Origin of the sequence: Streptomyces camponoticapitis (assembly GCF_014646115.1) — a bacterium.
Lineage (GTDB): Bacteria > Actinomycetota > Actinomycetes > Streptomycetales > Streptomycetaceae > Streptomyces > Streptomyces camponoticapitis.
Window position 1 is genome coordinate 127,916 of sequence record NZ_BMMV01000020.1, and the last position, 25,424, is coordinate 153,339.

A 25,424-nucleotide genomic window follows, 5' to 3' on the forward strand; every position below is an offset into this window, starting at 1 on the left:
AAAAGCCTGGAGGACTCAGGCCGCGAGCAGTACGCCCATCGCCTGTCCGTCGCGGCGGCCGGCGCCCCGGCGCGGCCCGCCCCAGGTCGCGGTCGCCGTGGCCCTGGTCGTCACGGAGACCGTCACCGTCGTCGCCGACGTGAGGTCGGTGTGCAGTGCGCCCACCAGGTCCACGAGGTGCAGGCCGAGCGCGCGGCAGACGGCCGCCAGTACCTCGGACGACGGTTCCTTGCGCCCGCGCTCGATCTCCGACAGATACGGCAGCGAGACCTGCGCCCGGTCCGCGACGTCGCGCAGCGTCCGTCCCTGCCGGAGCCGGGCGCGGCGCAGCGCGGCGCCCACGAGGTCGCGCATCAGCGGCTCGCCGGGCCTGTCCCCCGGGCCGGGACCCGGAACGGCACGCAGGACACCGTCACCCATGTTTCCTCCGTCAGCTGTGGACCTGCGGCGACACCCGCCGATCCGAGCGTAAGCCGGGCTCCCTTCCCCGGGCCATGCGGCGGACCACCGGCCCGGCTCTTTCCGCCGCGGGCGTAAAGAGACGCCGCGCGGGCAAGACGTACGGGCACGCATACGCGGGAGGTACGCGCGCGGGCACCCGGCGCGGAGCGACGGCATCGGCCGCCGCGGGCACGGCCGGCCGCCTCGCGCTCGCGCGCCCGGCGCAGGACACTGGCCCGGGGCACGCCGAAGTACCGGGATGCTCTCGGAGGGGGAGACATATGCGGGACAGCCATCGGGCCGAGGCCGAGAGGTTGTTGGTTCGCGCCGTCGAGGAGGAGGTGCGGCGCTCCGGCGGCCGGATCGACGGCAATGTTCTTCTTTCGCGAGGGCGGGGCGCGCTGGACTCCATCGCGGAGGCCGCGGCCGACGAGTACGCGCTGTACGAGGCGGGGCTGGCGGAGGCGGCCGCCGCGCGGCGGCCGATGTCGGAGCGGTTCGGCAAGGGCGCGCTCGCGACTCCCGCCCTGGTGGCGCTCGTCGCCGCCGCGTCGGCGGTCGTCGCGGACGTCGCCTTCGGCACGGGCGCGGGGACGGCGGCCGGTACGGGCGCGATCGTCGCGGTCGCCGGCACGGCGACCGCCGTCGCCACGGTCGCCTCCAGCGGGCGCGCGCCGGGAGGGAGCGGGCGCGCGGGACGGGCCGGGACCGCCGAACAGACGGAGAACGTCGAGCAGTTGAGGCTTCAGTGGCTGACGGCGCTGGAGGTACGCGGCATCCGCCCGTACCTGGACCAGCAGCGGGTCCTGACCCAGGCGACCCGGCGGACGAAGAAGAAGCCCACCGTCGTACCGCAGTTGCGCGGCTCCGACCGCAGCGCCGCCGCACGCCGGCGCAGCGTGCTGGAGCAGTCCTTCGGTCATCTCCCCGCGCCCGACGGCCCGTTCGCGGGCCGCCGCGAGGAGATCGGCCAGATCGCGCGCTGGGTGCACGCGGCCCGCGCGTCGACGGAGACCAGGCCGACGGTCGTGGTGCTGTACGGCGCGCCGGGTTCGGGCCGCACCGCGCTCGCCGTGCGGGCGGCGCACCAGCTGAGGGACCAGTTCCGCGGGGCGTGCGTGGTGGATCTGCGGGGCGGCGGCGCGGGCCAGGCGCCGCTGTCGACCAGGGACGCGCTGCTGCATCTGCTGAACCGCCTCGGCGCGCCGCGTGAGCAACTGCTGTTCCGTGAGCGGTCGTCGCCCGAGCAGCAGGTGCGGCGGCTGAGCGAGCTCTACCACCAGCATCTGACGGGGCTGCCGGTGACGATCGTTTTGGACGACGCCTCGGACGCGGAGCAGATCCGCACACTGCTCCCCGAACGGTCCGACAGCCTGCTGCTGGTGACGTGCCGTCAGCCGGTGGAGCTGGCGGCGGACACCCCGGCGTGGGTGCACCAGCTGCCGGTGGAGGCGCTGGACGGCGCGGGCTGCGAGGAGCTGCTGCGGGCCGTCGGCGAGGAACCCCAGGGCGGCCCGTACGACGCGCAGAGCATCGACAGGGTCGGCGAGCTGTGCGGCGGTCTCCCGCTCGCGCTGCGTATAGCGGGCTCGTCCCTCGGTTCGCGTACGTCGCACCAACTGGCCACGGACCTGGAGGCGTACGGCCCGGTCGACCCGGTCGAGCGCGCGATGTGGCTGCGCTACACCGATCAGAGCGACCAGGCGCGCAGGCTGCTGCGGCGTCTCGCGCTGGCCGGGCGCGCCTCGCTCGGCGCCGCGGCCGCGGCGGCGCTGCTCGCCACGGACGAGCAGGAGGCGGAGCGGCTGCTGACCGTGCTGTCGCGCGCGGGGCTGATCGACCATGTGCGGGCCAGCCGCTACCGGCTCCACGACGTCGTACGGACCTTCGCGCTGGCCCGGCTGCTGGACGAGGAGGAGGCGGCCGACCGCAGCGCCGCGCAGGAGCGCCTCATCCAGAACTACTCGGAGCTGGCCGACTCAGTGATCCGGCTGGTGGACGGCAAGACGTCGACCCGCGCGGACCAGTTCGGCGGCCACGGTTTCTCCTCGCTCGACGCGGCGCTGCGCTGGCTGGACGACGAGTCGAGCTTCATCACCGCGGCGCTGCGGCACGCGGAGGGTGTCGACCAGGCGGCCGTGCTCAGCCTGCTGGGCGCGCTCTGCGACTACTGCCTGCTGCGCGGGGACCTCTACCGGCTCGGTGAGATCAGTGAGTTGGCGCAGGCGGTCGACCAAGGGCTGCTGATCCGTTCGGTGCAGTGGCGTACGGGTATCGCGGCACGGCAGCTGGGCGAGCTGGACAAGGCGCGGACGACCCTGACGTCCGTGGTCGACCTGTACCGGGAGGCGCATCACGACGCGGGCGCCGCCCGCGCCCTCTGCTCGCTGGGCATCACGCTGCACCACCAGGGCAATCTGGCCGGGGCGTCGGCGAAGCTGCGCGAGGCGCTCGAACTCCAGGCCCCGGCGGAGCTCGGCACCGACCGCGCCTGGACGCTGCACGCGCTGGCGGCCGTCGAGCGCGACCGGGCGAATCTCGCGGAGGCGGTCGCGCTGCTGTCGACGGCGCTCGTCCTGCACCGCGAGGGCGAGTCGCTGCACGGTGAGGCGTGGACGCACTTCCAGCTCGGGCAGGTCTGTCTGCGGATGGGTGATGTCCCGGGCGCCGACCGGGAGTTGGGCCAGGCGATGGAGCTGTACGGCCGCACCCGCGACGGCCGCGGCGAGGCCTGGGCGCTGACGCAGCTGGCCCGGACCCGGCTGGTGGACGGCGAACCGGAGTCGGCGGCCGACCAGTTCCGCCAGGCGCTCTCCCGGCACCGCGACAACGAGGACGCGCGCGGTGAGGCGTGGACGCTGTACTACCTGGGCCAAGCGCTGGAGGAGTGCGGCGAGGCGGCGCAGGCGGTACGCGAACTGGAGCGCGCGCGCTCGATGTTCTCCCGGATGCGCGACGTGTACGGGCTGGCCTGTGCCCGCCACCACTCGGGCCGGGTGACCCGCGACCAGCGGGCCGCGCAGACCGGCAATCTCCGCAACTCGGGCTTCGCCCGTCAACTGCTGGTCGACGCCCGCGCGGACTTCCGCCGGATCGGCGTCGCGCACGGCGAGGCGTGGACCTGTCTGGAGCTGGCGATCATCGACGCGGGCAACAGCAAGGCGGCCCAGGCGCTGGGGCTGTGCGACGAGGCGGCGGCGCTGTTCACCTCGTACGGCGACCACCGGGGCGCCGACTGGGCCCGCTTCCTGCGGTGCACGCTGCTGCCGTACGGCTCGGCGGGCGGTGTCGAGGTCGGGTCCGTGGTGGCGGAGCAGGAGCTGGCCGAGCTGGTGGCCGGGCGGCACCCCACGCGTGACGGGAAGCTGGACGACTGCCTGGAGACCTTCACGGTGATGCTGGAGCGCGGCGTCGCGCTGGAGGACGGCTGGCAGGCGTGGCGGCTGGGGATGGTCCCGGGCCGTCACGCGCGCGAGGTGATGGGCGTCCCGGTGGAGCCGGTGCAGGCCTGAACCCCCGGCGGTGAGCCGCCCGGGGGAAGCCGGACACTCCCGCAGACCGCACGCCCGGAGGGGCGGTCGGCGGGAGTCGTGGATCGCGCGTGCCCCGGGGGCACGCGCCTGTCAGGTCGTCTGTCGGTCGCCCGCAGAGGCCTTCGGCGCGTCCGCCGCCTCGTCGGTCCGCTCCGCGGCCTCGGCCGGCCTCTCCTCGAAGTCGACCTTGCCCATGTGGCGGTTCATCGACTTCATCAAGAGCCACACCCCGCCCGCCATCACGGCGAAGACGATGAAGCCGAGGACGCCGGGTGTCACCTTGTTCTCGTCCAGCTCCTTCGCGAGCGGGACGAGCTGCGTCACTGCCTGGGTCGCATACATATCAGGCATTGTCGCGGATGCCCGCGAAGAGGTCGCTCTCGGGGAGGGAGGTGTCGACGAGCGACTTCACGAGCTCGTACTCCTCGGTCGGCCAGACCTCCCGCTGGATGTCCATCGGGACGCGGAACCAGCCGCCGTCGGGGTCGATCTGCGTGGCGTGCGCGACGAGCGCCTTGTCGCGGATCTCGTAGAAGTCGGCGCAGGGCACATGCGTGGTCAGCGTGCGCTCTTCGCGCCCGAACTCCTCCCAGCGCTCCAGCCACTCCGCGTACGGGGACTCCAGGCCGCGCGCCAGCAGGGCCTCGTGCAGCGCGACCGTACGGGGACGGTTGAAGCCCTGGTTGAAGTAGAGCTTGCTCGGCTGCCACACCGGGCCGTACTCGGCCTCCGGGTACTTCTCGGCGTCGGCCGCGGACTCGAAAGCCACCATCGAGATCTTGTGGGTCATGATGTGGTCGGGGTGCGGGTAGCCCCCGTTCTCGTCGTACGTGGTGACGACCTGCGGCCGCTGCTCCCGGATCATCCGCACCAGCCGGCCGGCCGCCTCGTCGACATCCTCCAGGGCGAAGCAGCCCTCGGGGAGCGGCGGCAGCGGGTCGCCCTCGGGCAGCCCCGAGTCGACGTAACCGAGCCACTGCTGTCTGATGCCGAGGATCTCGCGAGCCTCGTCCATCTCCTTCTTGCGTACCTCGTGGATGTGCTCCTCGATATAGGCGTCACCCTGGAGCTTCGGGTTGAGGATGGAGCCGCGCTCGCCTCCGGTGCAGGTCACGACCAGCACGTCCACCCCCTCGGATACGTACTTGGCCATGGTCGCCGCGCCCTTGCTCGACTCGTCGTCGGGGTGGGCGTGCACGGCCATCAATCGCAGCTGGTCAGTCAAGACTCGGTCCTCAGTGATATGTCGCAACGGGCGGCTTCTATAGTGACGGAATCCAGGGACGGAAAATTCCGGAGAGGAACCTTCATGACGGCGGTACGCCCACCGGTTCTTCCCGAGGGCCGCTACGGCCGCTCGTCGGACGAGCGTGCGGACCGCGGGCTCAGGATCGTCGGCTCGGTGCTCGGCGTCGGCCTTCTCGCGCTCGTCGGCTGGTTCGGTTACGACTATGTGGCAGGCCAGAGTGTCTCGGGCGAGCTCATCAAATTCAAGCGGGTATCGGCCTCCGCGGTCGAGGTGCATCTGGAGGTCCGCAAGGACAAGGACGCGACCGGCACCTGCACCCTCCGTTCGCGCGCCGAGGACGGCTCCGAGGTGGGCCGCAAGGACGTCCGCGTCGACGGTCCCGAGACCCGGATCGACCGGGTCGTGACCGTCCGTACGACCGCGAGCGCGACGAGCGCGGAGCTCGTCGGCTGTACGTCCGACGACAGCTGACAAGCTCCGGTCCACATCCGCAGGCGCCCGATTCTGCTCTGACCCTCCCCGGCGCCCCTCCCGGTTCACGTCGCTGACCTGCGTTGATGTGATTCTGATGCCTTTCGTCCTGCCCTGACGCCGTGGAATTGTTAGGCTCGTGGTTTCGCCCACCCGAGAAGGCACAATCCTTCTGGGTAGGGCGTTGCTTTGTATTCCCAGTACCTACGAGGAGCACCTGTGACCCAGACCAGCGAGAACGTCACCTGGCTCACCCAGGCGGCGTACAACCAGCTCAAGGCCGAGCTGGATCACCTGTCTGGTCCCGCGCGCGTCGAGATCGCCCAGAAGATCGAGGCCGCCCGCGAGGAGGGGGACCTGAAGGAGAACGGCGGGTACCACGCGGCCAAGGAGGAGCAGGGCAAGCAGGAGCTGCGGGTGCGCCAGCTGACCCAGCTCCTGCAGAACGCCAAGGTGGGCGAGGCTCCGGCCGACAACGGGATCGTCGAGCCCGGGATGGTCGTGACGATCGCCTTCGACGGCGACGAGGACGACACCCTGACGTTCCTCATGGCCTCGCGCGAGTACGCGAGCTCCGACATCGAGACGTACTCACCGCAGTCGCCGCTCGGCACGGGTGTGAACGGCAAGAAGGTCGGCGAGGACGCGGAGTACGAGCTGCCGAACGGCAAGAAGGCCTCGGTGAAGATCCTGGCCGCGAAGCCGTATCAGGGCTAGAAGCGCTGATCCACCGGCCCCGACGGGGCCGGTGGATCAGGTTGGCGCTTCTGTCGCTCGTCGCCGGGCGGGCGCCGAGGGGACGGGTCAGCCGGCCGCGCCACGGTATTTGCGCACAGCCAGTGTGCGGAAGATGCCGATGATCAGCACTGAGTAGATCAGCGTCGCCCACACCGGTTGCTGCATGGGCCAGGCGCCGGACTGGGACAGGCCCGGATCGCCGAACAGTTGGCGGCACGCCTGCACGGTCGCGCTGAAGGGGTTCCAGTCGGCGATGTGCCGCAGCCAGGGCGTCATCTGGCTGGAGTCGACGAAGGCGTTCGAGATGAAGGTGACCGGGAACAGCCAGATGATCCCGCCCGAGGTCGCCGCCTCCGGGGTGCGTACGGACAGCCCGATCAGCGCGCCGATCCAGGTGAACGCGTACCCGAGCAGAAGCAGCAGGCCGAAGGCGCCCAGGATCTTGCCGATGTTGGTGGGCTCCGCGAAGCCGGGGCGCCAGCCCACGATCAGCGCGACGATCGCCAGGACGACGAGCGTGATCGCCGTCTGTACGAGGTCGGCCACGGTGCGGCCGGTGAGGACGGCGCCGCGGGCCATCGGAAGCGAGCGGAACCGGTCGACAAGGCCCTTCTGCATGTCGTCGGCGATGCCGGCGGCCGATCCGGCGGTGGCGAAGGTGACGGTCTGCGCGAAGATGCCCGCCATCAGGAAGTTCTTGTACACCTCGGCGCTCGTGCTGTTGCCGACGCGGATGGAACCGCCGAAGACGTACGTGAAGAGGATCACGAACATCACCGGCTGAATGATCCCGAAAAGAACCACCTCCGGAATCCTGGTCATCCGGATCAGGTTCCTGCGGGCGATGACCAGCGAGTCGCGGATCGACTGGATGACGCCACCGCGCGGGGGCGGAGCGAGGGCCTTGGGCGAAGCCTCGGTTACGGCGCTCACTTGGCGCTCTCCTTCGGGTCCGTGGTGGTGTCGTCCGTGGCCGGGGCGGCCGTCGCGGCCGTGGCCGGGTCCGCGGGAGCGTCCGGCCGTTCGCCGGAAGCCGGGCCGCCGCCTTCGCCGTTCTCGCGGGCCTCCTCGGCCGCGTGGCCGGTGAGCGAGATGAAGACGTCGTCGAGGGTGGGACGGCGCAGCCCGATGTCGTCGATCTCGACACCCCGCGTGTCGAGTTCCCTGATGATCTCGGCGAGCAGTTTCGCTCCGCCGGTGACCGGGACGGTGAGCTTGCGGGTGTGCTCGGCGACCATCACCTCGCCCTTGCCGAAGCCGGCCAGCACATCGCGGGTCGGGGTGATCTGGTCGCGCTCGTGGACGACGACCTCGACGCGTTCGCCGCCCGTACGTGCCTTGAGTTCGTCGGCGGTGCCGCGCGCGATGACCTGGCCGTGGTCGATGACGCAGATGTCGTGCGCCAGGTGGTCGGCCTCTTCCAGATACTGGGTGGTGAGCAGCAGTGTCGTACCGCCCGCGACCAGTTCCTCGATGATTCCCCACAGCTGCTGGCGGTTGCGCGGGTCGAGGCCGGTCGTCGGCTCGTCCATGAACATCACCGGCGGGGAGACGACGAGCGCCGCCGCGAGGTCGAGGCGCCTGCGCATACCGCCCGAGTAGGTCTTGGTGGTGCGGTCGGCCGCGTCGGTGAGGTTGAAGCGTTCGAGGAGTTCGACGGCCCTGGCCTTCGCGGCGCGGGCGCTCTGCTGGTAGAGCTGGCCGACCATCCGCAGGTTCTCGCGGCCGGTCAGATACTCGTCGACCGCGGCGAACTGGCCGGAGAGGCCGATGTTCCTGCGGACCTCGTTGGGGTTCTTGACCACGTCGATGCCCGCGACGACGGCCCTGCCGCTGTCGGGCTGGAGCAGGGTCGTCAGCACACGGACCGCGGTGGTCTTTCCCGCGCCGTTGGGGCCGAGCAGGCCGAGGACCGTGCCTTCGGGGACATCGAGATCGACGCCGTCCAGCGCTCTTACGTCGCCGAACGTCTTGACCAGGCCTTCGGCATAGATGGCGCCTGGCATAGGGGCACTCCCGGAGTTGTGTCAGATGCGAGCAAATGGTGCAATCCGCGCTAGCGAAGAGCTTAAGCCGACAGAAGCAGGCCCTGACGCTAACGCGATACATCGCGACAGGCAAGGCTTTTAAGTAAGCTCCATGTAAAGGCGACGGGGAGGCGCGCCGGAGGCCGCCGGGAGACGGCTCGGCGACCCCCGGGAGTCGTCCGGGAAACGACAGCCCCTGGGGCGTGTTTTGAAAGTGGCGTCGTCCGCCCGCAGGGCGGGGCTCACGGCGTCTGGTGCGTGCGATCGCAAGGCGGAGGGTCGGCGTTGTGGATGGCCCGGGCGTACTCGGGCGACCCGACAACGCGGCGAGCGTGCGTGCCAGGCGCCGTGAGCCAGACGGGACTTTCAAAACACGCCCTAGCCGAGGACCGTGTAGCCCGCCTCGCGCAGTGCAGCCGCCACGGCCACGCAGTGCTCGGGCCCCTTGGTCTCCAGATGCAGCTCCACGTCCGCCTCGGTCAGGCCGAGCCGCGGATCGGTCCGTACGTGGCTCACGTCCAGGACGTTCGCGTCGGCCAGCGACAGCACCCCCAGCAGCGTCGCGAGCGCGCCCGGCCGGTCGGTGATCCGCACTCGCAGCCCCAGATAGCGGCCGGACGCCGCCATCCCGTGGCGCAGGATCCGCTGCATCAGCAAGGGGTCCACATTGCCCCCGGACAGCACGGCGACCACCGGCCCGGAGAACGCCCGCGGCGTGCTCAGCAGCGCGGCGACCGGGCTCGCCCCGGCCGGCTCCACCACCAGCTTCGCCCGCTCCAGACAGAGCAGCAGCGCGGCGGACAGCTCGTCCTCGGAGACCGTACGCACCTCGTCGACGAGGTCCCTGATCATCGGGAACGTGATCTCGCCGGGCCGGCCCACCTTGATGCCGTCCGCCATCGTCTGCTGCTCGTCGATCGACATCGGCCGCCCGGCCCGCAGCGAGGGCGGGAACGCGGCGGCGCCGGCCGCCTGCACACCGATCACCTTGACGTCCGGCCGTACGCCCTTCACCGCGAGGGCGATACCGGCGGCCAGTCCGCCGCCGCCGAGACCGACGAGGATCGTCCGGACCTCGGGGCACTGCTCCAGGATCTCCAGGCCCACCGTGCCCTGTCCGGCGATGATGTCCGGGTGGTCGAAGGGGTGGATGAAGACCGCGCCGGTCTCCCGCGCGTACTCCTCCGCGGCGGCCAGGGTCTCGTCCACGACCTGGCCGTGGAGCCGCACCTCGGCGCCGTACTCACGGGTCGCCGCGACCTTCGGCAGCGGCGCCGCGAGCGGCATGAACACCGTGGAGCGCACGCCGAGCAGGGTCGACGCGAGCGCGACGCCCTGGGCGTGGTTGCCCGCGCTGGCGGCGACGACACCGGCGGCGCGCTCCTCCGGCGAGAGACCGGCGATCCGCACGTACGCGCCGCGCAGCTTGAACGACCCCGTCCGCTGGAGGTTCTCGCACTTGAGGTGGACCGGGGAGCCGACCAGGCCCGTCAGGTGTCTGCTGCCCTCCATCGGGGTCGTCCGGGCCACCCCGCCGAGCATCTTCCGGGCCCCGCGGATGTCGTCGAGGATCAGCGCGGGCACCGAGCCGCGCGGAGTGGCGGAACTGAACGATCCGGAGGAACGCGACGTACCGAAGGTCATGACCGCCAGTCTCGCAGCTCATCACCCGTCCGGCGGCTCGGCACCAGGGCCGTCCACCGGTTTACGCGGGGCAGGTACGGCTAGGGGCGGAGCCGCGTACTCTGTCCCCCACCAACCGACCACCGCACGAGAGAGCCCCAGCCATGCCCCCTACTCAGGACATGACTTCCGCTGTGTCGGCCTCCCCGGGCTCCGGCTCCGAACCCTCCGGTTCCGACCCATCCGGCTCCGCACCTTTAGAGACCGCACCGGCACCTTCCGTCGGTACCGAACCCGTCGCCGCATCGGACGACGCCGCACTTCTCGACGCGCTCCAGCACCAGGTGGCCGTCTTCGCCCGACGGGCGGAACAGACCCGCCTCGGCGGCGTCGGCCAGGTGCGCAACTCCATGGACCGTGCCGCCTATCTGCTGCTCAACCGGCTCGATCTGGAAGGCCCGATGGGCGTCAAGGCGCTGGCCGCGGGGATGGGGATCGACTCCTCCACCGTCACCCGCCAGGTCGCGCCGCTCGTCGACACCGGCCTGGTCAAGCGCACGTCACACCCGGAGGACGGCCGCGCCGTCGTCCTTGAGCTCTCGGCCCGCGGGCTGGGCCGCCTCGACGAGGTCCGCTCCTCGCGCCGCGAGCTGATGTCGCAGGTCACGGACGGCTGGACGGAGGAGGAACGGGAATCGTTCTGCACGCTCCTCACCCGGTTCAACACCGCCCTGTCGGCACGGCAGTCGGGCCCCGCGTCGGCCGAACCGGTCGCGCACCGGGTCCCGGTGGACGAACCCGACGGTACGGAGCCACCGCCGGCCTCTTGATTTCGGCCCGGGTCTGTCCTCATATGAGGTGTGCGAGAGCGATGGCAGCCGGATACGGACCGCCGTCGCGCCCAGGAGTTCGAGGCGTTCGTCGCGGGCGCGGCAGGCCGACTGCTGCATGCCGCCATGCTGCTGACGGGTGAGCCAGCCGACGCCAAACCCCGCGCGGAGCAACTGCTGACGGCCGCCCTGGCCCGTACCTACGCGGACTGGGACCGGCTGCGCGACGAGGACCCGTACGACCGCGCACGCCAGGAGATCGCCGCCCGGTACGCGCGGGGCGCCTGGCGGCAGCCGCGGACGGGCGAGGGCGTGCTCGGCAGGCTCACCCCTCAGGAGCGGCTCATTCTGGTGCTGCGGCTGTACGAAGGGGTCGCCGAGGAGCAGACGGCGGCGCTGATCGGGCTGCCGGTCGAGCGGGTGCGGGCGATCTGCGCGCGGGCGGTCGTCGCGATGCGGCAGCCCGCGCCGCCGCCCCGCCCGGCTCCGCACTGGCCGCTGTCACTGCTCTCCCGGCAGGGCGCGCGATGAGCGGCCACAGCCGTAAGGAGGACGAGGTCCGGCGGATGCTCGATCTGCCGCATCCGCCGGTCCCCGCCGATCTGACGGCCCGCGCGACCGCCCTCGGCACCCGCCTGATGAACCGCAGGCGCACCGCGCGCCTGGTGTTCTGGCTGCTCGTCACGGTGGCCGCGATCGTCTTCACGGTGTGGGCTTCGGTCGTGGAACCGTGGTCGGTCCCGCCGTCCGAGACGACCCCGCCGCTGGAGGGCTGGTGACGGCCGGGTGCCGTCACACCGCCACAACTCCGTTCAGGCGAGAGCCTGCTGAAGGTCCGTCAGCAGATCGTCGGCGGACTCGATACCGACCGACAGCCTGATCAGATCCTCCGGCACCTCCAGCGCGGAGCCCGCCGCCGAGGCGTGCGTCATCCGACCCGGGTGCTCGATCAGCGACTCGACACCGCCGAGGGACTCCCCGAGCGTGAAGACCTTCGTCCGGCCGCAGACCTCGATCGCCGCCTGCTCACCGGCCGCGACCTGGAAGGACACCATGCCGCCGAAGGACTTCATCTGCTTGGCCGCGACCTCGTGGCCGGGGTGGTCGTGCAGGCCCGGGTAGTAGACCTTCGAGACCTTCGGGTGCCGCACGAGCATCTCGGCGACGCGCGTCGCGTTCTCGCTGTGCCGGTCCATCCGAACGGCGAGCGTCTTCACGCCGCGCAGCACGAGCCACGCGTCGAAGGGACCGGAGATCGCGCCCATCGCGTTCTGGTGGAAGGAGATCTCCTCGCCCAGCGTGTCGTCGGCGGTGATCAGCGCGCCGCCGACGACGTCCGAGTGACCGCCCATGTACTTGGTGGTCGAGTGCACGACGACGTCGGCGCCGAGGGCGAGCGGCTGCTGGAGGTAGGGGCTCGCGAAGGTGTTGTCCACGACGAGCTTCGCGCCGGCGGTGCGGGCGACCTCGGCGAGCGCCACGATGTCGCTGATGCCGAGGAGCGGGTTGGACGGGGTCTCGACCCAGATCGCCTTCGTACGGGGGCGCAGCGCGGCCCGTACCGCCGCCGGGTCCGAGGTGTCGGCCACCGACCACTCCACGCCCCAGCGGGAGACGACCTTCGCGAAGAGCCGGAAGGTGCCGCCGTACGCGTCGTTGGGGATCACCACATGGTCGCCCGGCGACAGCAGCGTACGGAGCAGGCAGTCCTCGGCGGCCAGGCCGGAGGCGAAGGCGAACCCGCGCCGGCCGCCCTCCAGGGCCGCCAGGTTCTCCTCCAGCGCGGAGCGCGTGGGGTTGGCGCTGCGGCTGTACTCGTAGCCGCCGCGCAGTCCGCCCACTCCGTCCTGCTTGTACGTGGACACCTGATAGATGGGGGGAACGACCGCGCCGGTGAGGGAATCCGGGGTGTTCCCCGCGTGGATGGCGATGGTCTCGAAGCTGTGCTCGTCGCTCATGAGCCCCGAGGGTAGCGGTCCCGGGGCCGGACCCGGAGCACGCCCGGCGTCCGGGACAATGGGGCGTATGGAGATTCTCTGGTTCCTGATCGCGGCGGGCATGGTGGCGGCCGTCGTGGCCCCGGTCGTGCGGCGCAGGGGCGGCGGCATCCGCCAGGTCGCGCCCGGTTCGCCCGACGCCGCCGACCCGGACGCCTACGAATTCGTCCGGCAGGAGGAGCTCGATGTCCGCCTTCCGGGGCCGGACCAGGACCTTCTGGACGTACTGGACGTCGTGCAGCGCACCCAGGACTGGCGGGCGGCGGCGCAGTTGCTCGCCGGAACGGCCAAGGAGGGCGAGGTGCGCTGGCAGCGCGTGCAGGCCTTCGCGGGCGCGGCGTCGCTGGAGCTCCAGCGGAAGCCCGGCGCCGGCGGGGCGTGGCTGCGGGCGTGGCGCGCGGAGTCGCCGAAGGACGCGGGCGGCGCGCAGGTGCACGCCGAGTTCCTGGTGCAGCAGGCGTGGCGTTCGTCGGCGGCGGGCACGGACGACTTCCGGATCATCCTGGAGGAGGCCCGGTCGGTCTGCGGCGAGGCGGCGCTGCTGGCGCCGGGCGACCCCGTGCCGTACATCGTGGAGCTGGCCGTGGCCCGTGGGCTCGGCTATCCGCACGAGCGGTTCGACCAGCTGTGGGCGAAGGTCATCGACCGCGCGCCGGACCACATGGGCGCGCATCTCGCGGCGCTGCACTACTGGTGCGAGAAGTGGCACGGCTCACGCGAGGAGGCGGACCGGTTCGCCACCGCGTCTGCCGCGCGCGCTCCGCGGGGCTCGCTGCTGGCGGCGCTGCCGCTGTTCGCGGTGTACGAGCACATGGAGGACCTCACGCTCGTACGGGACTTCTTCAGCAGCGCGGTGGTGTCGAAGGCGATGGAGGGCGCGCTCTTCGCGGTGCACGCGGCGCGCCCCGACGACCCGATGCTCGCGCACGTACGGCATCTGCTGATCCTCTTCCTGGTGGGCGGCGGGCGGTGGTCGGAGGCGATGCACCAGCTCGTACAGGTGGACGGCTACGTCGGGGCGCTGCCGTGGACGCTCGACGAGGACCCGGCGGCGCAGTACGCGGTGTACCGGGCGCTGGCGGTGGCCGGGTACGAGGCCAACGGCGGGAACCCGGCGACACTGCCGCGGTAGGGGCGGGATGTACGGGGCGCCGGGGCTCTTGGGCCCCGGCCCGGTCTTCGAGGCACCATTGCCGCGCTGACCTGCGGTGGTGCATACTCCGCAGATCCCCCACACCGTCTCTTCACCTGTTCTCCGTACCTCTGGGGGCCATCCGATGGCACGCGTTCTGCCCTTCGTCCTCTTCGCGTTCGGCATCTGGTTCTGGCTGAAGGCCCGCCGGAGCGTCTCCTCACTCGTGGGTACGGAGGCGGAGCTGGGGCTGCTGCCCAGGGACCGGCAGAACACCGAACTCGCGGGACCGGACGCCGCTCTGGAGCACGCCCTGACCGAGGCGCGTGCGGGCCGCTGGGAGCCGGCGGCGGAGCTGCTGGCCAGGACGGGCAGGGACCGGGACTGGGAGCGCCGCTCGCTCTACGCCCGCGCGCTGGGCGAGGCGGCGGCCCGGGACGACTCCTGGCTGCGGGCCTGGCGCGCGACGCGCTCCGGCGGCTCCCCCGACGCGGACGCGGAGCTGGTCCAGGCGTCGGCGACGGTCTCGCGCGCATGGCTGCTGCGGGGCTCGCCGTACGCCAGGCACACGACGCCGGAGCAGGCGGACAGCTTCCACGAACTGCTGCCGGGCGCCCGTGCCGACACCGCCCGCGCGGCGGCCCTGGGCCCGGAGGATCCGACGCCGTACATCATCGAGATCCGTACGGCGCTGGGTGTCGGTTACGGCCCCGAGCAGATGCGCGAGCTGTGGGCGGAGATCACGGCCCGCACCCCGCACCCCACGTCGGCGCCGCTGTACGGGGCGCACGAGGCGGCGATCCAGTACTGGAGCGAGCGGTGGCACGGCTCGGCGGAGCTGGCCGGGGAGTTCGCGGCCCAGGCGACGGCGGACGCGCCGCTGGGCACGCTGATGACGGCGTTCCCGCTGATCGCCTGGTTCGACCACCACGACGCGACCGCGGCGCCCCGCGACTACGCGGCGCCCGGCCTGACGGCCCTGGTCGACGCGGCTCTGGCGGACACGGAGGCGGCGCCCCCGGACCACCCCCGCCTGCCCGAGGTACACCACCTGCTGGCGTACTTCCTGACCCGCCAGTCCAGGCACGAGGAGGCCCTGGAGGCGTTCCGCCGGATCGACGGCTATGTGAACGCCCTCCCCTGGCGCACCCGCCGCGACCCGGCGGCGTTCTTCGCGACGACCCGCGCCACGGCCGTGCGCGGCACCGAGGCCCGCGCCCGTATCAGCAAGGGCGTCTGAGCGGTGACCGTTCGTTCGTCGCGGTTCAGCGGGGCCTGGCATCGTGGGGGTATGGACGAGACTCCTCTGCCCGGTGGGTTCATCAATCAGGTCGTACGGGTCGGTGACACCGTGCGGCGCTCCCCCATGCCGTCGGCCCAACGCGCCGCGTACATCGTTGAGTTGCTCGGGTTCTTCGAGGAGCGGGGCTGGGGCGGTGCGCCGCGGTTCCAGGGGGTGGACGAGCAGGGGCGCGAGGTGTTCGGGCACATCGAGGGGGAGGTGGATCTGCCCGTCTCCGACGCGCGGCTGGTGCGGGTCTCCGAGCTTGTGCGGGAGTTTCACGACCTGACGGCCGGAACGCCGCTCGCCGGTGGGCGTGAGGTCGTGTGCCACAACGACCTGTCGCCCAGGAACACGGTCTGTGCCGACGGGCTGCCGGTGACCCTTCTCGACTGGGATCTGGCCGCTCCCGGCGACCGTGTCCACGACGTCGCGCACCTCTGCTGGCAGTATCTGGACCTCGGCCCGCGTGTGCCGGACGTGGGCGACGCCGCCCGCCGGATCACGCTGGTCTGCGACGCGTACGGTCTGGACGACCGGGACGGCATCGTCCGGACGATCCTCTGGTGGCAGGACCGGTCCTGGCGCGGCATCGACGAGGCGGCGGAGGCCGGCGATCCCGCGATGAGGGCGCTGCGCGACCGGGGCGTGGTGGACGAGGTGCGGGCCGCGTACACCTGGGTGTCGGCGCACGCCTTCGAACTGGCCGCGAGGCTCTAGGGCGTGTCCGCAAAGTCCCGCCTGGCCCAGCGCGTCTGGTACGGCGCCTCGCCGCGTTGTCGAAGTCGGCCGAGTACGCCCGGTACGAGGCCGATTCTCCGCCTTGCGATGCACCGCACCAGACGCCCCGGGCCCCGCCCTGCGGGCGGACGGCGCTACTTTGCGGACACGCCCTAGGAAGTCGAAAAATCGAAGCGCGCCCTCTCGCGCCCTTCGCTACGGTGGCCCGTATGGGTTCGTACTCGTACTACTACTTCCGCTGATTCCGGGCGCGGACACCCCGGCGCAGGTCCTCCTCAGGACCGCCGGGGCGTCCCCCGCTGCCCGTACGACATCACCCCAGCCCCACCGAGGGCATGTCACTTTCAGGGAAGAAGCATGCGCGAACGCGCCCAGTTGTCGATGAAGGACGTCTCCAAGTCGTACGGCGACCGGACCGTCCTCGATCAGGTGTCGCTCTCCGTACGGCCCGGCGAGAAGGCCGGTGTCATCGGGGAGAACGGCTCCGGGAAGTCCACCCTGCTCCGGCTGCTGGCCGGGGCCGAGGCGGCGGACGGCGGGGAGGTCACCGTCCTCTTCCCCGGCGGTGTCGGGTATCTCGCCCAGACCTTCGGGCTCGATCCCCGCCGCACCGTCCAGGCCGCGGTCGACACCGCTCTCGCCGACCTGCGGGAGCTCGAACGCCGTATCCGCGCCGCCGAGGCCGCGCTCGCCGACGCCACGGAGGCCGAACTGACCACGTACGGCGATCTGTTGACCGCCTACGAGGAGCGGGGCGGTTACGGGGCGGACGCCCGCGTCGACGCCGCACTGCACGGACTGGGGCTCGCCCATGTCGGCCGGGAGCGCCCGCTCGGGTCGCTCTCCGGCGGTGAGCGGTCCCGCGTGGCGCTCGCCTGCGTCCTCGCGGCAGCCCCAGAGCTGCTGCTGCTCGACGAGCCGACCAACCATCTCGATCTGCGGGCCACCACCTATCTGGAGGAGCGACTCCGGTCGCACCGGGGCACGGTGGTCGCCGTCACCCACGACCGCGCGTTCCTGGAGCGCGTCGCGACGACGATCCTGGAGGTCGACCGGGACACCCGTGCCGTGACGCGGTACGGCGACGGCTGGACCGGCTACCGCACGGCCAAGGCCGCCGCCCGGCGCCGCTGGGAGCAGGACCACCAGGAGTGGCTGGACGATCTGGCCCGCACGAGGGAACTGGTCACCGCCGCCGGCCAGCGGCTCGCGTCGACCGGGAAGGACCCCCGGCAGGGCTTCGGCAAGCACCGTCGCTCGCACGAGGCGAAGCTGTCGGGCCAGGTCAGGGCGGCGCGGGTACGGCTGGAGCGGCTGGAGCGGGAGCCGGTGCCCGCCCCTCCGGAGCCGCTCGCCTTCACCGCCGCCCCGGCGACCACCGGGGCCGACGGCGTGCTGGCCGAGCTGACCGGCGTCGTGGTCGGGGACCGGCTGCGGCTGGACTCCCTCCAGGTGAAGGCGGGGACGCGGCTGCTGGTCGACGGGCCCAACGGCGCGGGCAAGACCACGCTGCTGCGGGTGCTGGCGGGAGATCTCACGCCGGATGAGGGCACCGCGCACCGTACGGCCGAAGTCGGCTACCTGGCGCAGGAGTTGGCCACCGCCTGGGCGGCGTCGCCGCTCTCGCTCCTCGGCGCGTTCGCGGCGGGACGGCGAGGGCTGCCCGAGGAGCACACCGACGAGCTGCTGGCTCTCGGGCTCTTCCGCGAGGAGGATCTGTCCGTGCCCGTGGCCGGGCTCTCCGTGGGCCAGCGGCGCCGGCTCGAACTGGCCAGGCTGCTGACGCGCCCCGCCGATCTGCTGATCCTGGACGAGCCGACGAACCATGTGGCGCTGAGCCTGGTGGAGGAGCTGGAACGGGCGCTCGTCGGTTACGAGGGCGCCGTGGTGGTCGTCTCGCACGACCGCCGCTTCCGAAGCGAATTCGCGGGCGCACGCCTGGAGTTGACGGCGGGCAGGGTGGTGCCGGGCAACTGACACCGAGGCTCTGGGCCCTGTCCGCCGGACAAAGCCTAAAGCTTGGCCTGGAATATCGCGGCCGGCCGCTCGCGCCGGTACCCGAGCGCCGCGTTCACCGCCAGCATCGGCGCGTTGTCGTCGGCGACGCTGGTGCTGATCTCCCGCACTCCGGGGTGGCGTTCGGCGAGCGTGCCCAGCATGTGGCGTTTGACCGCCCGCCCCAGTCCGCGCCCGCGGTGCTCCGGGACGACCACCGTGTCGTACTGGAGCGCCCGGGTGTGCGACGGGTCGCGCAGGACCAGTTCGGTGTACGCGGCGACCCGGTCCACACCCTCGCCCGCGCCGTCCGCCTCGGCGAGCACCACCGAGGTGAGGATGATGCCGCCCCGGTCGTCAACGAGCCGGGCGGCGCCCCGTACCCGCTCCGCGTCCCACCGCGGCGTCCGCTCGTCCACGCCGCCCGCGGGCGCGTCCCGCATCACGTCGTGCGCCCGCGCGAACTCGTCGGCGAGCGCGTCCGGGACGACGCCGTCCCAGTCCTCGAAGCGGTAGCCGTCGGGCAGCCGCGCCTCCGGCAGTTGGGCGTCCGCCTCCCGGACCCGCTGGACGTACCAGGCCAGCGGCAGCGCCTTGCCGAAGCCGAGCCCGTCGACGAACGCCTCGCCGGCGCCGCCCACTTCGAGCATGGTGGAGACCGAACTGCGCCCGTCGGCGGCCAGTTCGGCCCGTATCGCGCTCCACAGCTGAGCGCCCACACCGCGCCGCCGGGCCTCGGGGCGGACGACCAGGGCGTCGAGGAAGGCCGTGTGCCGGTTGCTCTCCTCGGTGAACAGGAGCAGCGCGGCCACGCCGTCGTAGGACCCGTCGGGAGCGGCCCACACCAGATGGAGCATCCGGGCGTGGGGCGACCGCACACGCAGCTTCCCGGCGGTCTCGGTGCGGCCGGGTTCCGGTACGGACGCGGGCACGTCCTGGAGATGGGCAGCCGCGATCACGTCATGCCAGGCGTCTGTCTCCGCCTCCGACGGCGGGGTCCCCAGAGTCATCAGCATGATCCGAACCTACGCGCACTACCCGGCCCGCGCCCCCGAGTTGTACGGCCTTCCCGGTCAGTGAGACCCGTTTTCCGCGCCGTTGGTTGCCTGTGAGGCACCACCGATCTCCCTAGCCCCCGACAACACACCACGGCGGCGGCACCCGGTCGGGGTGCCGCCGCCGTGGGCGTACGCGGTGGGACTCAGGCGGCGGCGCCGGCCTTCCAGTCCGCCCAGCTCAGGTTCCAGCCGTTGAGGCCGTTGTCGGGCTGGATGGTCTTGTCCGGGGAGTTCTTGACGATGACCACGTCACCGACGATCGAGTTGTCGTAGAACCAGGCGGCCGGCTGGTTGGGGTCGTTCGCGCCCTTGGCGTCGTTCAGACCGACACAGCCGTGGCTGGTGTTGGACGAGCCGAAGATCGAGTCGTCGCCCCAGTAGTTGCCGTGGATGAAGGTGCCCGACGTGGACAGCCGCATCGCGTGCGGCACGTCCTTGATGTCGTACTCACCCTTGCCGTCGTCGTCGGTGAAGCCGACCGTCGCACCGTTCATCCGGGTCTCCTTGAACTTCTCGGAGATCACCATCTGACCGTTGTACGTCGGGTTCTCCGGGGAGCCGGCGGAGATCGGGATCGTCTTGATCGTCTTGCCGTCCTGCTGAATGGTCATGGTCTTGGCCTTGGTGTCGACCGTGGAGACCTGGTTACGGCCGATCTTGAAGGTGACCGTCTTCTGCTGGACTCCGAAGACCCCGTCCGCGCCCTCGACGCCGTCGAGCGCCAGCTTCAGCGTGACGGTCGAGCCGCCCTGCCAGTACTGCTCGGGGCGGAAGTCCAGGCGCTGCGAGTTGAACCAGTGGCCGACGACCTCCTGGCCACTGCTCGACGTGACGGTGATCCCGCCCTGGACGGCGGCCTTGTTGGTGATCCCCTTGTCGAAGTTGAGCGAGACCGGCATTCCGACGCCGACGGTCGAGCCGTCCTCGGGCGTGAAGTTTCCGATGAAGCTGTTGTCCGGCGAGACGGTCGTGAACGACGAGTTCTCGTGGGCCTCTCGGTCCTTGGAGTCCTTCGCCGTGGCGGTGATCTTGTATGTGGTGGAGCGTTCCAGCTGGCCGTCCGGCTTCCAGCTCTTCGCGTCGGCCGCCATCGTGCCCTTCACGGCGGTCCCGTCGGCGGTGGTCATCTCGACCGTCGTGAGCGTGCCCTTCTTGACGGTGACCTTCGCGGCGTTGTTGATGCTCGCGTCGTCGGCGCCGTTCTTGGGCGAGATGGCTATCTGGGCCTCGGACGTGTCCTTCGCCGCCGCCTCGTCCACCTGCGCCTGCGAATCTTTCGAACGTTCGGCTCCGGGGTCGTCCCCGTCGTCGCCACCGCTGCAGGCCGAGAGCACCAGCACCCCGCCGAGCAGTGCGGACGCGGCCGCGAGGCCCTTGCGCCGCTTGCCGTTCGTCATCACACGCTTCTCCATCGTCGCCGATCCCTGCCCTATGACCTTTAAGAACACCCATACCGGTTCGTCCGGTTCCACCGCGAACGAAGATGTGTGCAACGCCACTCGCACTCCGGGATGTACACACGCGGCGCACTTGTAAGCCCCGGTCCGCGTTCGACGGCGTCCCGGGGCCAAGGGTGTCACGCGCGTGAGCTACAACCCGCCCGGGCGCCCGGTCGCCGCACCGTTCGCGCCATCTCCGCCCTCATTATCGCCGTCGTCGAGGTCCTCCTCGTCCACGTCCCATTCCACGCTCTCGGGGTCGTAGTCGATCAGCTCACTGCTCCACGAGCCCTGGGCCAGCTCCACCCCGGGCACCTCGCCGACCATGTCCGCCGGCTCCACCAGGTACGCGAGCGCCTCAGCCTCGTCTTCCCGCACCGCCGCGCGGGCATGCGTACGTTCTTCGTCCGGCATCGAATCGTCCGTCGCGATCCGGGTCAGGGCGGCCTCGGTCAGCTCTTCCGGATCAGTGATCTCCAGCACGAGTTCGAGGTGCAGCCGGACATAGCGGGATGTCTCAGGAGTACTCATAACCGGAGAGTAGGCCTCCGGACCCGGTCGACTTTCCCGCGACCCGCTGCTTTCACTAGCATCGGCGCACCCAGCCAATTCGGCGTTTTCCCAAGGGAGATCGATTTGTCTGTCGTACGCCGACCGCTGCTCACGGCCATAGCCGCCGGAATCCTGCTCTGCGCTCTGTGGTTCGTCCCCTCGGCGAACGCCACGAACGAGCGGAGCCCTCAGCAGCGGTCAGCCTCCACCACCCACGAGGAATCGAGGCTCGCCCTCGCCGACCCGGGAAGCGGCGTGGACTCCACGCCGTAGTACGCGGAAGGGGGCCGCCCGGCTGCCGGGCGGCCCCCTCCGTACGACTCAGACCAGTGGACCGGTCACCGGCTCCACCGCGGCCACCAGCCGACCCTCCCGCAGGAAGGTATCGGCCAAGGCGAGATCCGGCGACAGGAACCGGTCGGGCCCCGGCCCCTCGATCCCCGCCGCCCGCACCGCCTCGATGGCGGCCTGCGACGCGGGCGCGGGCACCAGGCCCGCACGCAGCTCGATCGCGCGGGTCGCCGCGTACATCTCGACGGCGATGATCCGGGTCAGATGATCAACGGCCGTACGGAGCTTGCGCGCCGCCGACCAGCCCATCGACACATGGTCCTCCTGCATCGCCGACGACGGGATGGAGTCCACCGACGCCGGGACGGCCAGCCTCTTCATCTCGCTGACCAGCGCGGCCTGCGTGTACTGCGCGATCATCAGGCCCGAGTCGACACCGGGGTCGTCCGCGAGGAACGCGGGCAGTCCGTGCGAACGGTTCTTGTCGAGCAGCCGGTCCGTGCGGCGCTCGGCGATGGAGCCGAGATCGGCGGCGACGATCGCCAGGAAGTCCAGCACGTACGCGACCGGGGCGCCGTGGAAGTTGCCGTTGGACTCCACGCGGCCGTCCGGCAGCACCACCGGGTTGTCGACGGCGGACGCCAGCTCACGGTCGGCCACGATCCGGGCGTACGCCAGGGTGTCGCGGCCCGCGCCGGCCACCTGCGGGGCGCAGCGCACCGAGTACGCGTCCTGCACCCGGGGAGCGGCGTCCTGCTGGAAGTGCCCGGTCAGCCCGGACCCGGCGAGCACCCGCAGCATGTTGTCGGCGCTGACGCCCTGGCCGGGGTGCGGGCGGATGGCGTGCAGCTCGGGGGCGAGGACCTTCGCCGTGCCGAGCAGGGCCTCCAGGCTCAGCGCGGCCGTGATGTCGGCGGAGGTGTAGAGGCGCTCTAGGTCGGCGAGGGCCATGACCAGCATCCCGAGCATGCCGTCGGTCCCGTTGAGCAGCGCGAGCCCCTCCTTCTCCCGCAGCTCCACAGGCACGATGCCGTGCTCGGCGAGCAACTCGGCGGCGGGCCGCAGGACGCCGTCCGGGCCCTCCGCTTCGCCCTCGCCCATCAGCGTCAGCGCGCAGTGCGAGAGCGGCGCGAGGTCGCCGGAGCACCCCAGGGAGCCGTACTCGTGCACGACGGGCGTGATCCCCGCGTTCAGCACGTCCGCCATGGTCTGCGCGACCTCGGGGCGTACGCCGGTACGACCGGACGCGAGGGTCTTGAGCCGCAGGAACATCAACGCCCGCACGACCTCGCGCTCGACGCGCGGGCCCATACCGGCGGCGTGCGACCGCACGATGTTCCGCTGCAACTGCGCGCGGAGCTCCGGGCCGATGTGCCGGCTGGCGAGGGCGCCGAACCCGGTGGAGACGCCGTACACGGGCTCGGGCTTCGCGGCGAGGGAGTCGACGATCTCGCGGGCGGCGGCGAGCGCGGAGAGGGCGTCGGCGGAGAGCTCGACGGGGGCGTTGCCGCGGGCGACGGCGACGACGTCTTCGGCGGTGGTGCCGGAGGTCCCCACGACGACTGTGCGCATATTCATATTCAGGAGCGTACGTACTGAAACTCAACGTGTCACTACGGGGTGGTCTCCGGCGCGGGGTCGCCATCCGGCGCGGTTGCGGGTCTTGGTTGCTGTCTCGTTGCCGGGGGGGCGCTGTTACTGCCCCGTACCGGCCCGCGGGTTGGAAGGGGGACGCGCAGGGGTCGTGTCCGGACACTTGGGCTGATTTGTGGCGCGTGGGAATGCTGGTTCCCCCGGGTCCAACGAGCCCTGCACGCGACGTAAATCACGCCGTCCGGGCATGACCCCGGAGCGGCACCCGGCAACCACCGCAACCCGGTCCGCGCCGCAGGCGACCCCGCGAACCCTCAGGCACCCCCGCCGGGAGGCACCCGCGGCATGCCACGGAACCGGCGACGCTCCCCCGCCGCCGGTGTCCTCGGTGGCGGCTCGTCCGCCAGCCGCACCACCCCTCCGTCCCGCCCCGCCACCACCGGCCCCACCGACCGCGCCGCCTTCGCCCGGTACTGCGCCGCGTCCGCCAACCGGAACAGCCGCCGCGCCGATCTCAGCGGCCCGATCGGATCCCCCGTCGACGCGATCCCGCACGCCACCCCCTCCCCCAGTTCCAACTCCGCCGCCCGGCGGCAGAGTTCATCGGCGACCTCGACCACGTCGTCCGCCGCCGGCCCCACCGTCAGCAGACAGAACTCGTCGCCCCCCAGCCGCGCCGCCAACGCACCCGGCAGCCGCGCCCCGCAGACGGAGAGCAGCGAGCCGAATCGTTCCAGCAGCCGGTCACCGACCGCGTGCCCATGGGTGTCGTTCACGCGCTTGAGGCCGTTGAGGTCGCAGACGACGAGGCTGACGACCGACCCGTCGTCGCGGTGCAGCGCGATCGCCTCGTCGAGGCGCATGTCCACCGCGCGGCGGTTGGCGAGCCCCGTCAGCGGATCGGTGAAGGCCAGCCGCCGGACCTCTTCGAGCCGCTCCGTCTGCGCGATCCCCGACGCCACGACGGACGCGATGACGGTCGCGAAGTCCGCGTCGGCGCGCCCGAAGACCGGCGTCCCGAGCGGCCTCGCCACGTACAGCTCCCCCCACGCCCGCCCGTGCAGCACGATCGGCGCGACGACGCAGCACCCCCGGCCGCGCCTGCGCAGCGCGGCGACGCGCTGGTGGCAGTAGCCCGGCTCGCCGCCGGCGGCCGTGGCGGCCGGCCCGTCGATCGTCTCGACCCACGCGTTGGGCTCACCACCCCCCGCCCACCGTTCGTGCAGGAACTCCGCGATCTCGGGGAACCGGTGCACCGGATACGACTCGTCCTCGGGGAACTCCTCCTCCCCCTCGGCCAGGTCCCCCGCGTTCACGAGGACCTTGAGCTGCCCGAGGTCCCGCTCCCACACGGACAGCGCGGCGAAGCTGCCGGCCAGAGCCTCGCGCGCGCCGAGCGCGGCGGCCCGCCAGGATTCGTGGGGGGTGTGCGCCGAAGCCATGGCCTGCGCGAGCTCCACCACGGCCCGTAGCCGTACGTCCTCTCCCATCACCCCACCTTAGGGTGCTTTGGGGCGAATTGATTACTCGGAGCGAGAAATCGTCACTCTGCGTGCGGCGGGGCGGCCCTACTCGCCGGGCCACTCCGGCTTCCGCTTCTCGTTGAACGCGGCAACACCCTCCGTACGGTCCCCGGAGAAGGCCACCGACCGCCATGCCGCGTCCTCGACCTCCAGACCGGCCCGCAGGTCGAGCCCGTGCCCGAGCCGCAGGGCCCGCTTCGCCGCCCGCAGCCCCACCGGCGAGTTCGCGGCGATACGGGACGCCAGCGCCAGCGCCTCGTCGCGGTCGGCCGCCTCCCCCACCAGCTGGTCGACCAGGCCGAGCGCGTGCGCCTCCGGGGCCTCCAACCGCCGTGCGGTGAAGATCAGTTCGGCAGCGCGGGCGGCTCCGACGCGGCGCGGCAGCAGTTGCGTACCGCCGCCGCCGGGGATCACGCCGACCGACACCTCGGGCAGCCCGACGACGGCCGTGGCGTCGGCGACGATCAGATCGCAGGAGAGCGCCAGCTCGAACCCGCCGCCGAGGGCGAAGCCGTGCACGGCGGCGATGGTGGGCATCGGGAGTTCCAGGACGCCGGTGTACGCGGCGCGGGCGGTCGGCCGCTGCCGTACCAGTTCGGCGTCGCTCAGCGAGTTCCGCTCCTTGAGATCCGCGCCGACGCAGAAGGCGCGGGCGTGGGTCGAGGTGAGGACGGTGACCCGTACGTCCCGGTCGGCGCCGAGCGCCGCGCAGGCCGCGCCGATGGAGCGCGCCATCTCGGTCGAGACCGCGTTCATCGCCTTGGGCCGGTCGAGCACCAGCTCCGCCACATGACCGTGCCGACGTACCGCGACGAACTCCCCGAACCGCCGCTCGTCCTCTGTGCCCACCGCGCCCACCCGCTTCCCGGTCAACGATCGTTGACCGGGATCATAGGCGGCGCCCGTACG

24 protein-coding genes are annotated in these 25,424 nt (G+C 71.7%); 11 read left to right on the plus strand and 13 right to left on the minus strand.

Annotated elements, in window-relative coordinates; translation table 11 throughout:
- Window positions 1-15: 15 nt before the first annotated feature.
- Entirely contained in the window at window positions 16-420 is a 405-nt protein-coding gene (locus tag IEY79_RS26910; RefSeq protein WP_189110209.1) for a helix-turn-helix domain-containing protein, read from the minus strand.
- A gap of 302 nt (window positions 421-722) precedes the next feature.
- On the opposite strand from IEY79_RS26910, the gene IEY79_RS26915 reads away from it, so the two are divergent.
- Complete coding sequence (locus IEY79_RS26915; RefSeq protein WP_189110210.1) at window positions 723-3,953, plus strand: tetratricopeptide repeat protein; 3,231 nt, start codon at window positions 723-725, stop codon at window positions 3,951-3,953.
- 111 nt (window positions 3,954-4,064) lie between these two features.
- Here IEY79_RS26915 and IEY79_RS26920 read toward each other — a convergent pair whose 3' ends face one another.
- Both IEY79_RS26920 and mca read right to left on the minus strand, forming a co-directional pair.
- Window positions 4,065-4,316 (minus strand): hypothetical protein, encoded by a 252-nt coding sequence (locus tag IEY79_RS26920; protein WP_189110211.1) that lies wholly within the window; start codon window positions 4,314-4,316, stop codon window positions 4,065-4,067.
- 1 nt (window position 4,317) lies between these two features.
- Complete coding sequence (gene mca, locus IEY79_RS26925; RefSeq protein ID WP_189110212.1) at window positions 4,318-5,199, minus strand: mycothiol conjugate amidase Mca; 882 nt, start codon at window positions 5,197-5,199, stop codon at window positions 4,318-4,320.
- 84 nt (window positions 5,200-5,283) lie between these two features.
- Between mca and IEY79_RS26930 the strand changes: the two genes are divergently transcribed.
- Together IEY79_RS26930 and greA are read left to right on the plus strand one after the other, a co-directional pair.
- Entirely contained in the window at window positions 5,284-5,694 is a 411-nt protein-coding gene (locus tag IEY79_RS26930) for a DUF4307 domain-containing protein (protein WP_189110213.1), read from the plus strand.
- Between the two features lie 219 nt (window positions 5,695-5,913).
- The gene (gene greA / locus IEY79_RS26935; RefSeq protein ID WP_189110214.1) at window positions 5,914-6,411 is read left to right on the plus strand and encodes a transcription elongation factor GreA; all 498 of its coding nucleotides are present in this window, start codon (window positions 5,914-5,916) and stop codon (window positions 6,409-6,411) included.
- An 87-nt stretch (window positions 6,412-6,498) separates the two neighbouring features.
- On the opposite strand, the gene IEY79_RS26940 is transcribed toward greA, so the two are convergent.
- The 3 genes from IEY79_RS26940 to ilvA all read right to left on the minus strand — a co-directional run bounded on the left by IEY79_RS26940 (window position 6,499) and on the right by ilvA (window position 10,001).
- The gene (locus IEY79_RS26940) at window positions 6,499-7,365 is read right to left on the minus strand and encodes an ABC transporter permease (RefSeq protein WP_189110215.1); all 867 of its coding nucleotides are present in this window, start codon (window positions 7,363-7,365) and stop codon (window positions 6,499-6,501) included.
- Complete coding sequence (locus tag IEY79_RS26945; protein WP_229701149.1) at window positions 7,362-8,438, minus strand: ATP-binding cassette domain-containing protein; 1,077 nt, start codon at window positions 8,436-8,438, stop codon at window positions 7,362-7,364. The genes IEY79_RS26940 and IEY79_RS26945 overlap by 4 nt, the downstream gene beginning before the upstream one ends.
- Window positions 8,439-8,837: 399 nt before the next feature.
- On the minus strand, window positions 8,838-10,001 hold the full coding sequence (ilvA, locus tag IEY79_RS26950; RefSeq protein ID WP_229701159.1) for a threonine ammonia-lyase: 1,164 nt from the start codon (window positions 9,999-10,001) through the stop codon (window positions 8,838-8,840).
- Window positions 10,002-10,264: 263 nt separating this feature from the next.
- On the opposite strand from ilvA, the gene IEY79_RS26955 reads away from it, so the two are divergent.
- From IEY79_RS26955 to IEY79_RS26965, 3 genes are read left to right on the plus strand one after another with little or no spacing between them, the layout of a single operon-like run.
- Window positions 10,265-10,912: a MarR family winged helix-turn-helix transcriptional regulator gene (locus IEY79_RS26955; RefSeq protein ID WP_373292631.1), complete on the plus strand. Its 648-nt coding sequence runs from the start codon at window positions 10,265-10,267 to the stop codon at window positions 10,910-10,912.
- Window positions 10,913-10,942: 30 nt separating this feature from the next.
- Complete coding sequence (locus tag IEY79_RS26960) at window positions 10,943-11,443, plus strand: sigma factor-like helix-turn-helix DNA-binding protein (RefSeq protein WP_229701151.1); 501 nt, start codon at window positions 10,943-10,945, stop codon at window positions 11,441-11,443.
- Window positions 11,440-11,691 carry a hypothetical protein gene (locus tag IEY79_RS26965; RefSeq protein ID WP_189110217.1) on the plus strand — a complete coding sequence of 84 codons (252 nt, stop codon included), beginning with the start codon at window positions 11,440-11,442 and terminating at the stop codon, window positions 11,689-11,691. Before IEY79_RS26960 ends, IEY79_RS26965 begins: the two co-directional genes overlap by 4 nt.
- 33 nt (window positions 11,692-11,724) lie before the next feature.
- Here IEY79_RS26965 and IEY79_RS26970 read toward each other — a convergent pair whose 3' ends face one another.
- Window positions 11,725-12,870, minus strand: coding sequence for a cystathionine gamma-synthase (locus tag IEY79_RS26970; protein WP_189110218.1), 1,146 nt, complete (start codon window positions 12,868-12,870; stop codon window positions 11,725-11,727).
- A gap of 67 nt (window positions 12,871-12,937) precedes the next feature.
- Here IEY79_RS26970 and IEY79_RS26975 point away from each other — a divergent pair, with 67 nt between their 5' ends.
- The 4 genes from IEY79_RS26975 to abc-f all read left to right on the plus strand — a co-directional run bounded on the left by IEY79_RS26975 (window position 12,938) and on the right by abc-f (window position 18,041).
- Entirely contained in the window at window positions 12,938-14,041 is a 1,104-nt protein-coding gene (locus IEY79_RS26975) for a tetratricopeptide repeat protein (protein ID WP_189110219.1), read from the plus strand.
- 145 nt (window positions 14,042-14,186) lie between these two features.
- Window positions 14,187-15,281 carry a tetratricopeptide repeat protein gene (locus IEY79_RS26980; RefSeq protein WP_189110220.1) on the plus strand — a complete coding sequence of 365 codons (1,095 nt, stop codon included), beginning with the start codon at window positions 14,187-14,189 and terminating at the stop codon, window positions 15,279-15,281.
- A gap of 51 nt (window positions 15,282-15,332) precedes the next feature.
- On the plus strand, window positions 15,333-16,043 hold the full coding sequence (locus IEY79_RS26985; protein ID WP_189110221.1) for a phosphotransferase: 711 nt from the start codon (window positions 15,333-15,335) through the stop codon (window positions 16,041-16,043).
- Between the two features lie 378 nt (window positions 16,044-16,421).
- Complete coding sequence (abc-f, locus tag IEY79_RS26990; protein WP_189110222.1) at window positions 16,422-18,041, plus strand: ribosomal protection-like ABC-F family protein; 1,620 nt, start codon at window positions 16,422-16,424, stop codon at window positions 18,039-18,041.
- A 35-nt stretch (window positions 18,042-18,076) separates the two neighbouring features.
- On the opposite strand, the gene IEY79_RS26995 is transcribed toward abc-f, so the two are convergent.
- From IEY79_RS26995 to IEY79_RS27005, 3 genes are all read right to left on the minus strand, one after another.
- The gene (locus IEY79_RS26995) at window positions 18,077-19,075 is read right to left on the minus strand and encodes a GNAT family N-acetyltransferase (protein ID WP_189110223.1); all 999 of its coding nucleotides are present in this window, start codon (window positions 19,073-19,075) and stop codon (window positions 18,077-18,079) included.
- A 185-nt stretch (window positions 19,076-19,260) separates the two neighbouring features.
- Window positions 19,261-20,529, minus strand: coding sequence for a L,D-transpeptidase (locus IEY79_RS27000; RefSeq protein WP_189110224.1), 1,269 nt, complete (start codon window positions 20,527-20,529; stop codon window positions 19,261-19,263).
- Window positions 20,530-20,706: 177 nt separating this feature from the next.
- Complete coding sequence (locus tag IEY79_RS27005) at window positions 20,707-21,087, minus strand: hypothetical protein (protein WP_229701152.1); 381 nt, start codon at window positions 21,085-21,087, stop codon at window positions 20,707-20,709.
- A gap of 105 nt (window positions 21,088-21,192) precedes the next feature.
- On the opposite strand from IEY79_RS27005, the gene IEY79_RS27010 reads away from it, so the two are divergent.
- Window positions 21,193-21,381 carry a hypothetical protein gene (locus IEY79_RS27010; protein WP_189110245.1) on the plus strand — a complete coding sequence of 63 codons (189 nt, stop codon included), beginning with the start codon at window positions 21,193-21,195 and terminating at the stop codon, window positions 21,379-21,381.
- 48 nt (window positions 21,382-21,429) lie between these two features.
- On the opposite strand, the gene hutH is transcribed toward IEY79_RS27010, so the two are convergent.
- The 3 genes from hutH to IEY79_RS27025 all read right to left on the minus strand — a co-directional run bounded on the left by hutH (window position 21,430) and on the right by IEY79_RS27025 (window position 25,364).
- Window positions 21,430-22,977, minus strand: a complete 1,548-nt coding sequence (gene hutH, locus IEY79_RS27015; protein WP_189110225.1) for a histidine ammonia-lyase — start codon at window positions 22,975-22,977, stop codon at window positions 21,430-21,432.
- Window positions 22,978-23,306: 329 nt separating this feature from the next.
- Complete coding sequence (locus IEY79_RS27020) at window positions 23,307-24,482, minus strand: GGDEF domain-containing protein (protein WP_189110226.1); 1,176 nt, start codon at window positions 24,480-24,482, stop codon at window positions 23,307-23,309.
- A gap of 78 nt (window positions 24,483-24,560) precedes the next feature.
- The gene (locus IEY79_RS27025) at window positions 24,561-25,364 is read right to left on the minus strand and encodes an enoyl-CoA hydratase/isomerase family protein (RefSeq protein WP_189110227.1); all 804 of its coding nucleotides are present in this window, start codon (window positions 25,362-25,364) and stop codon (window positions 24,561-24,563) included.
- Between the last annotated feature and the right edge of the window lie 60 nt (window positions 25,365-25,424).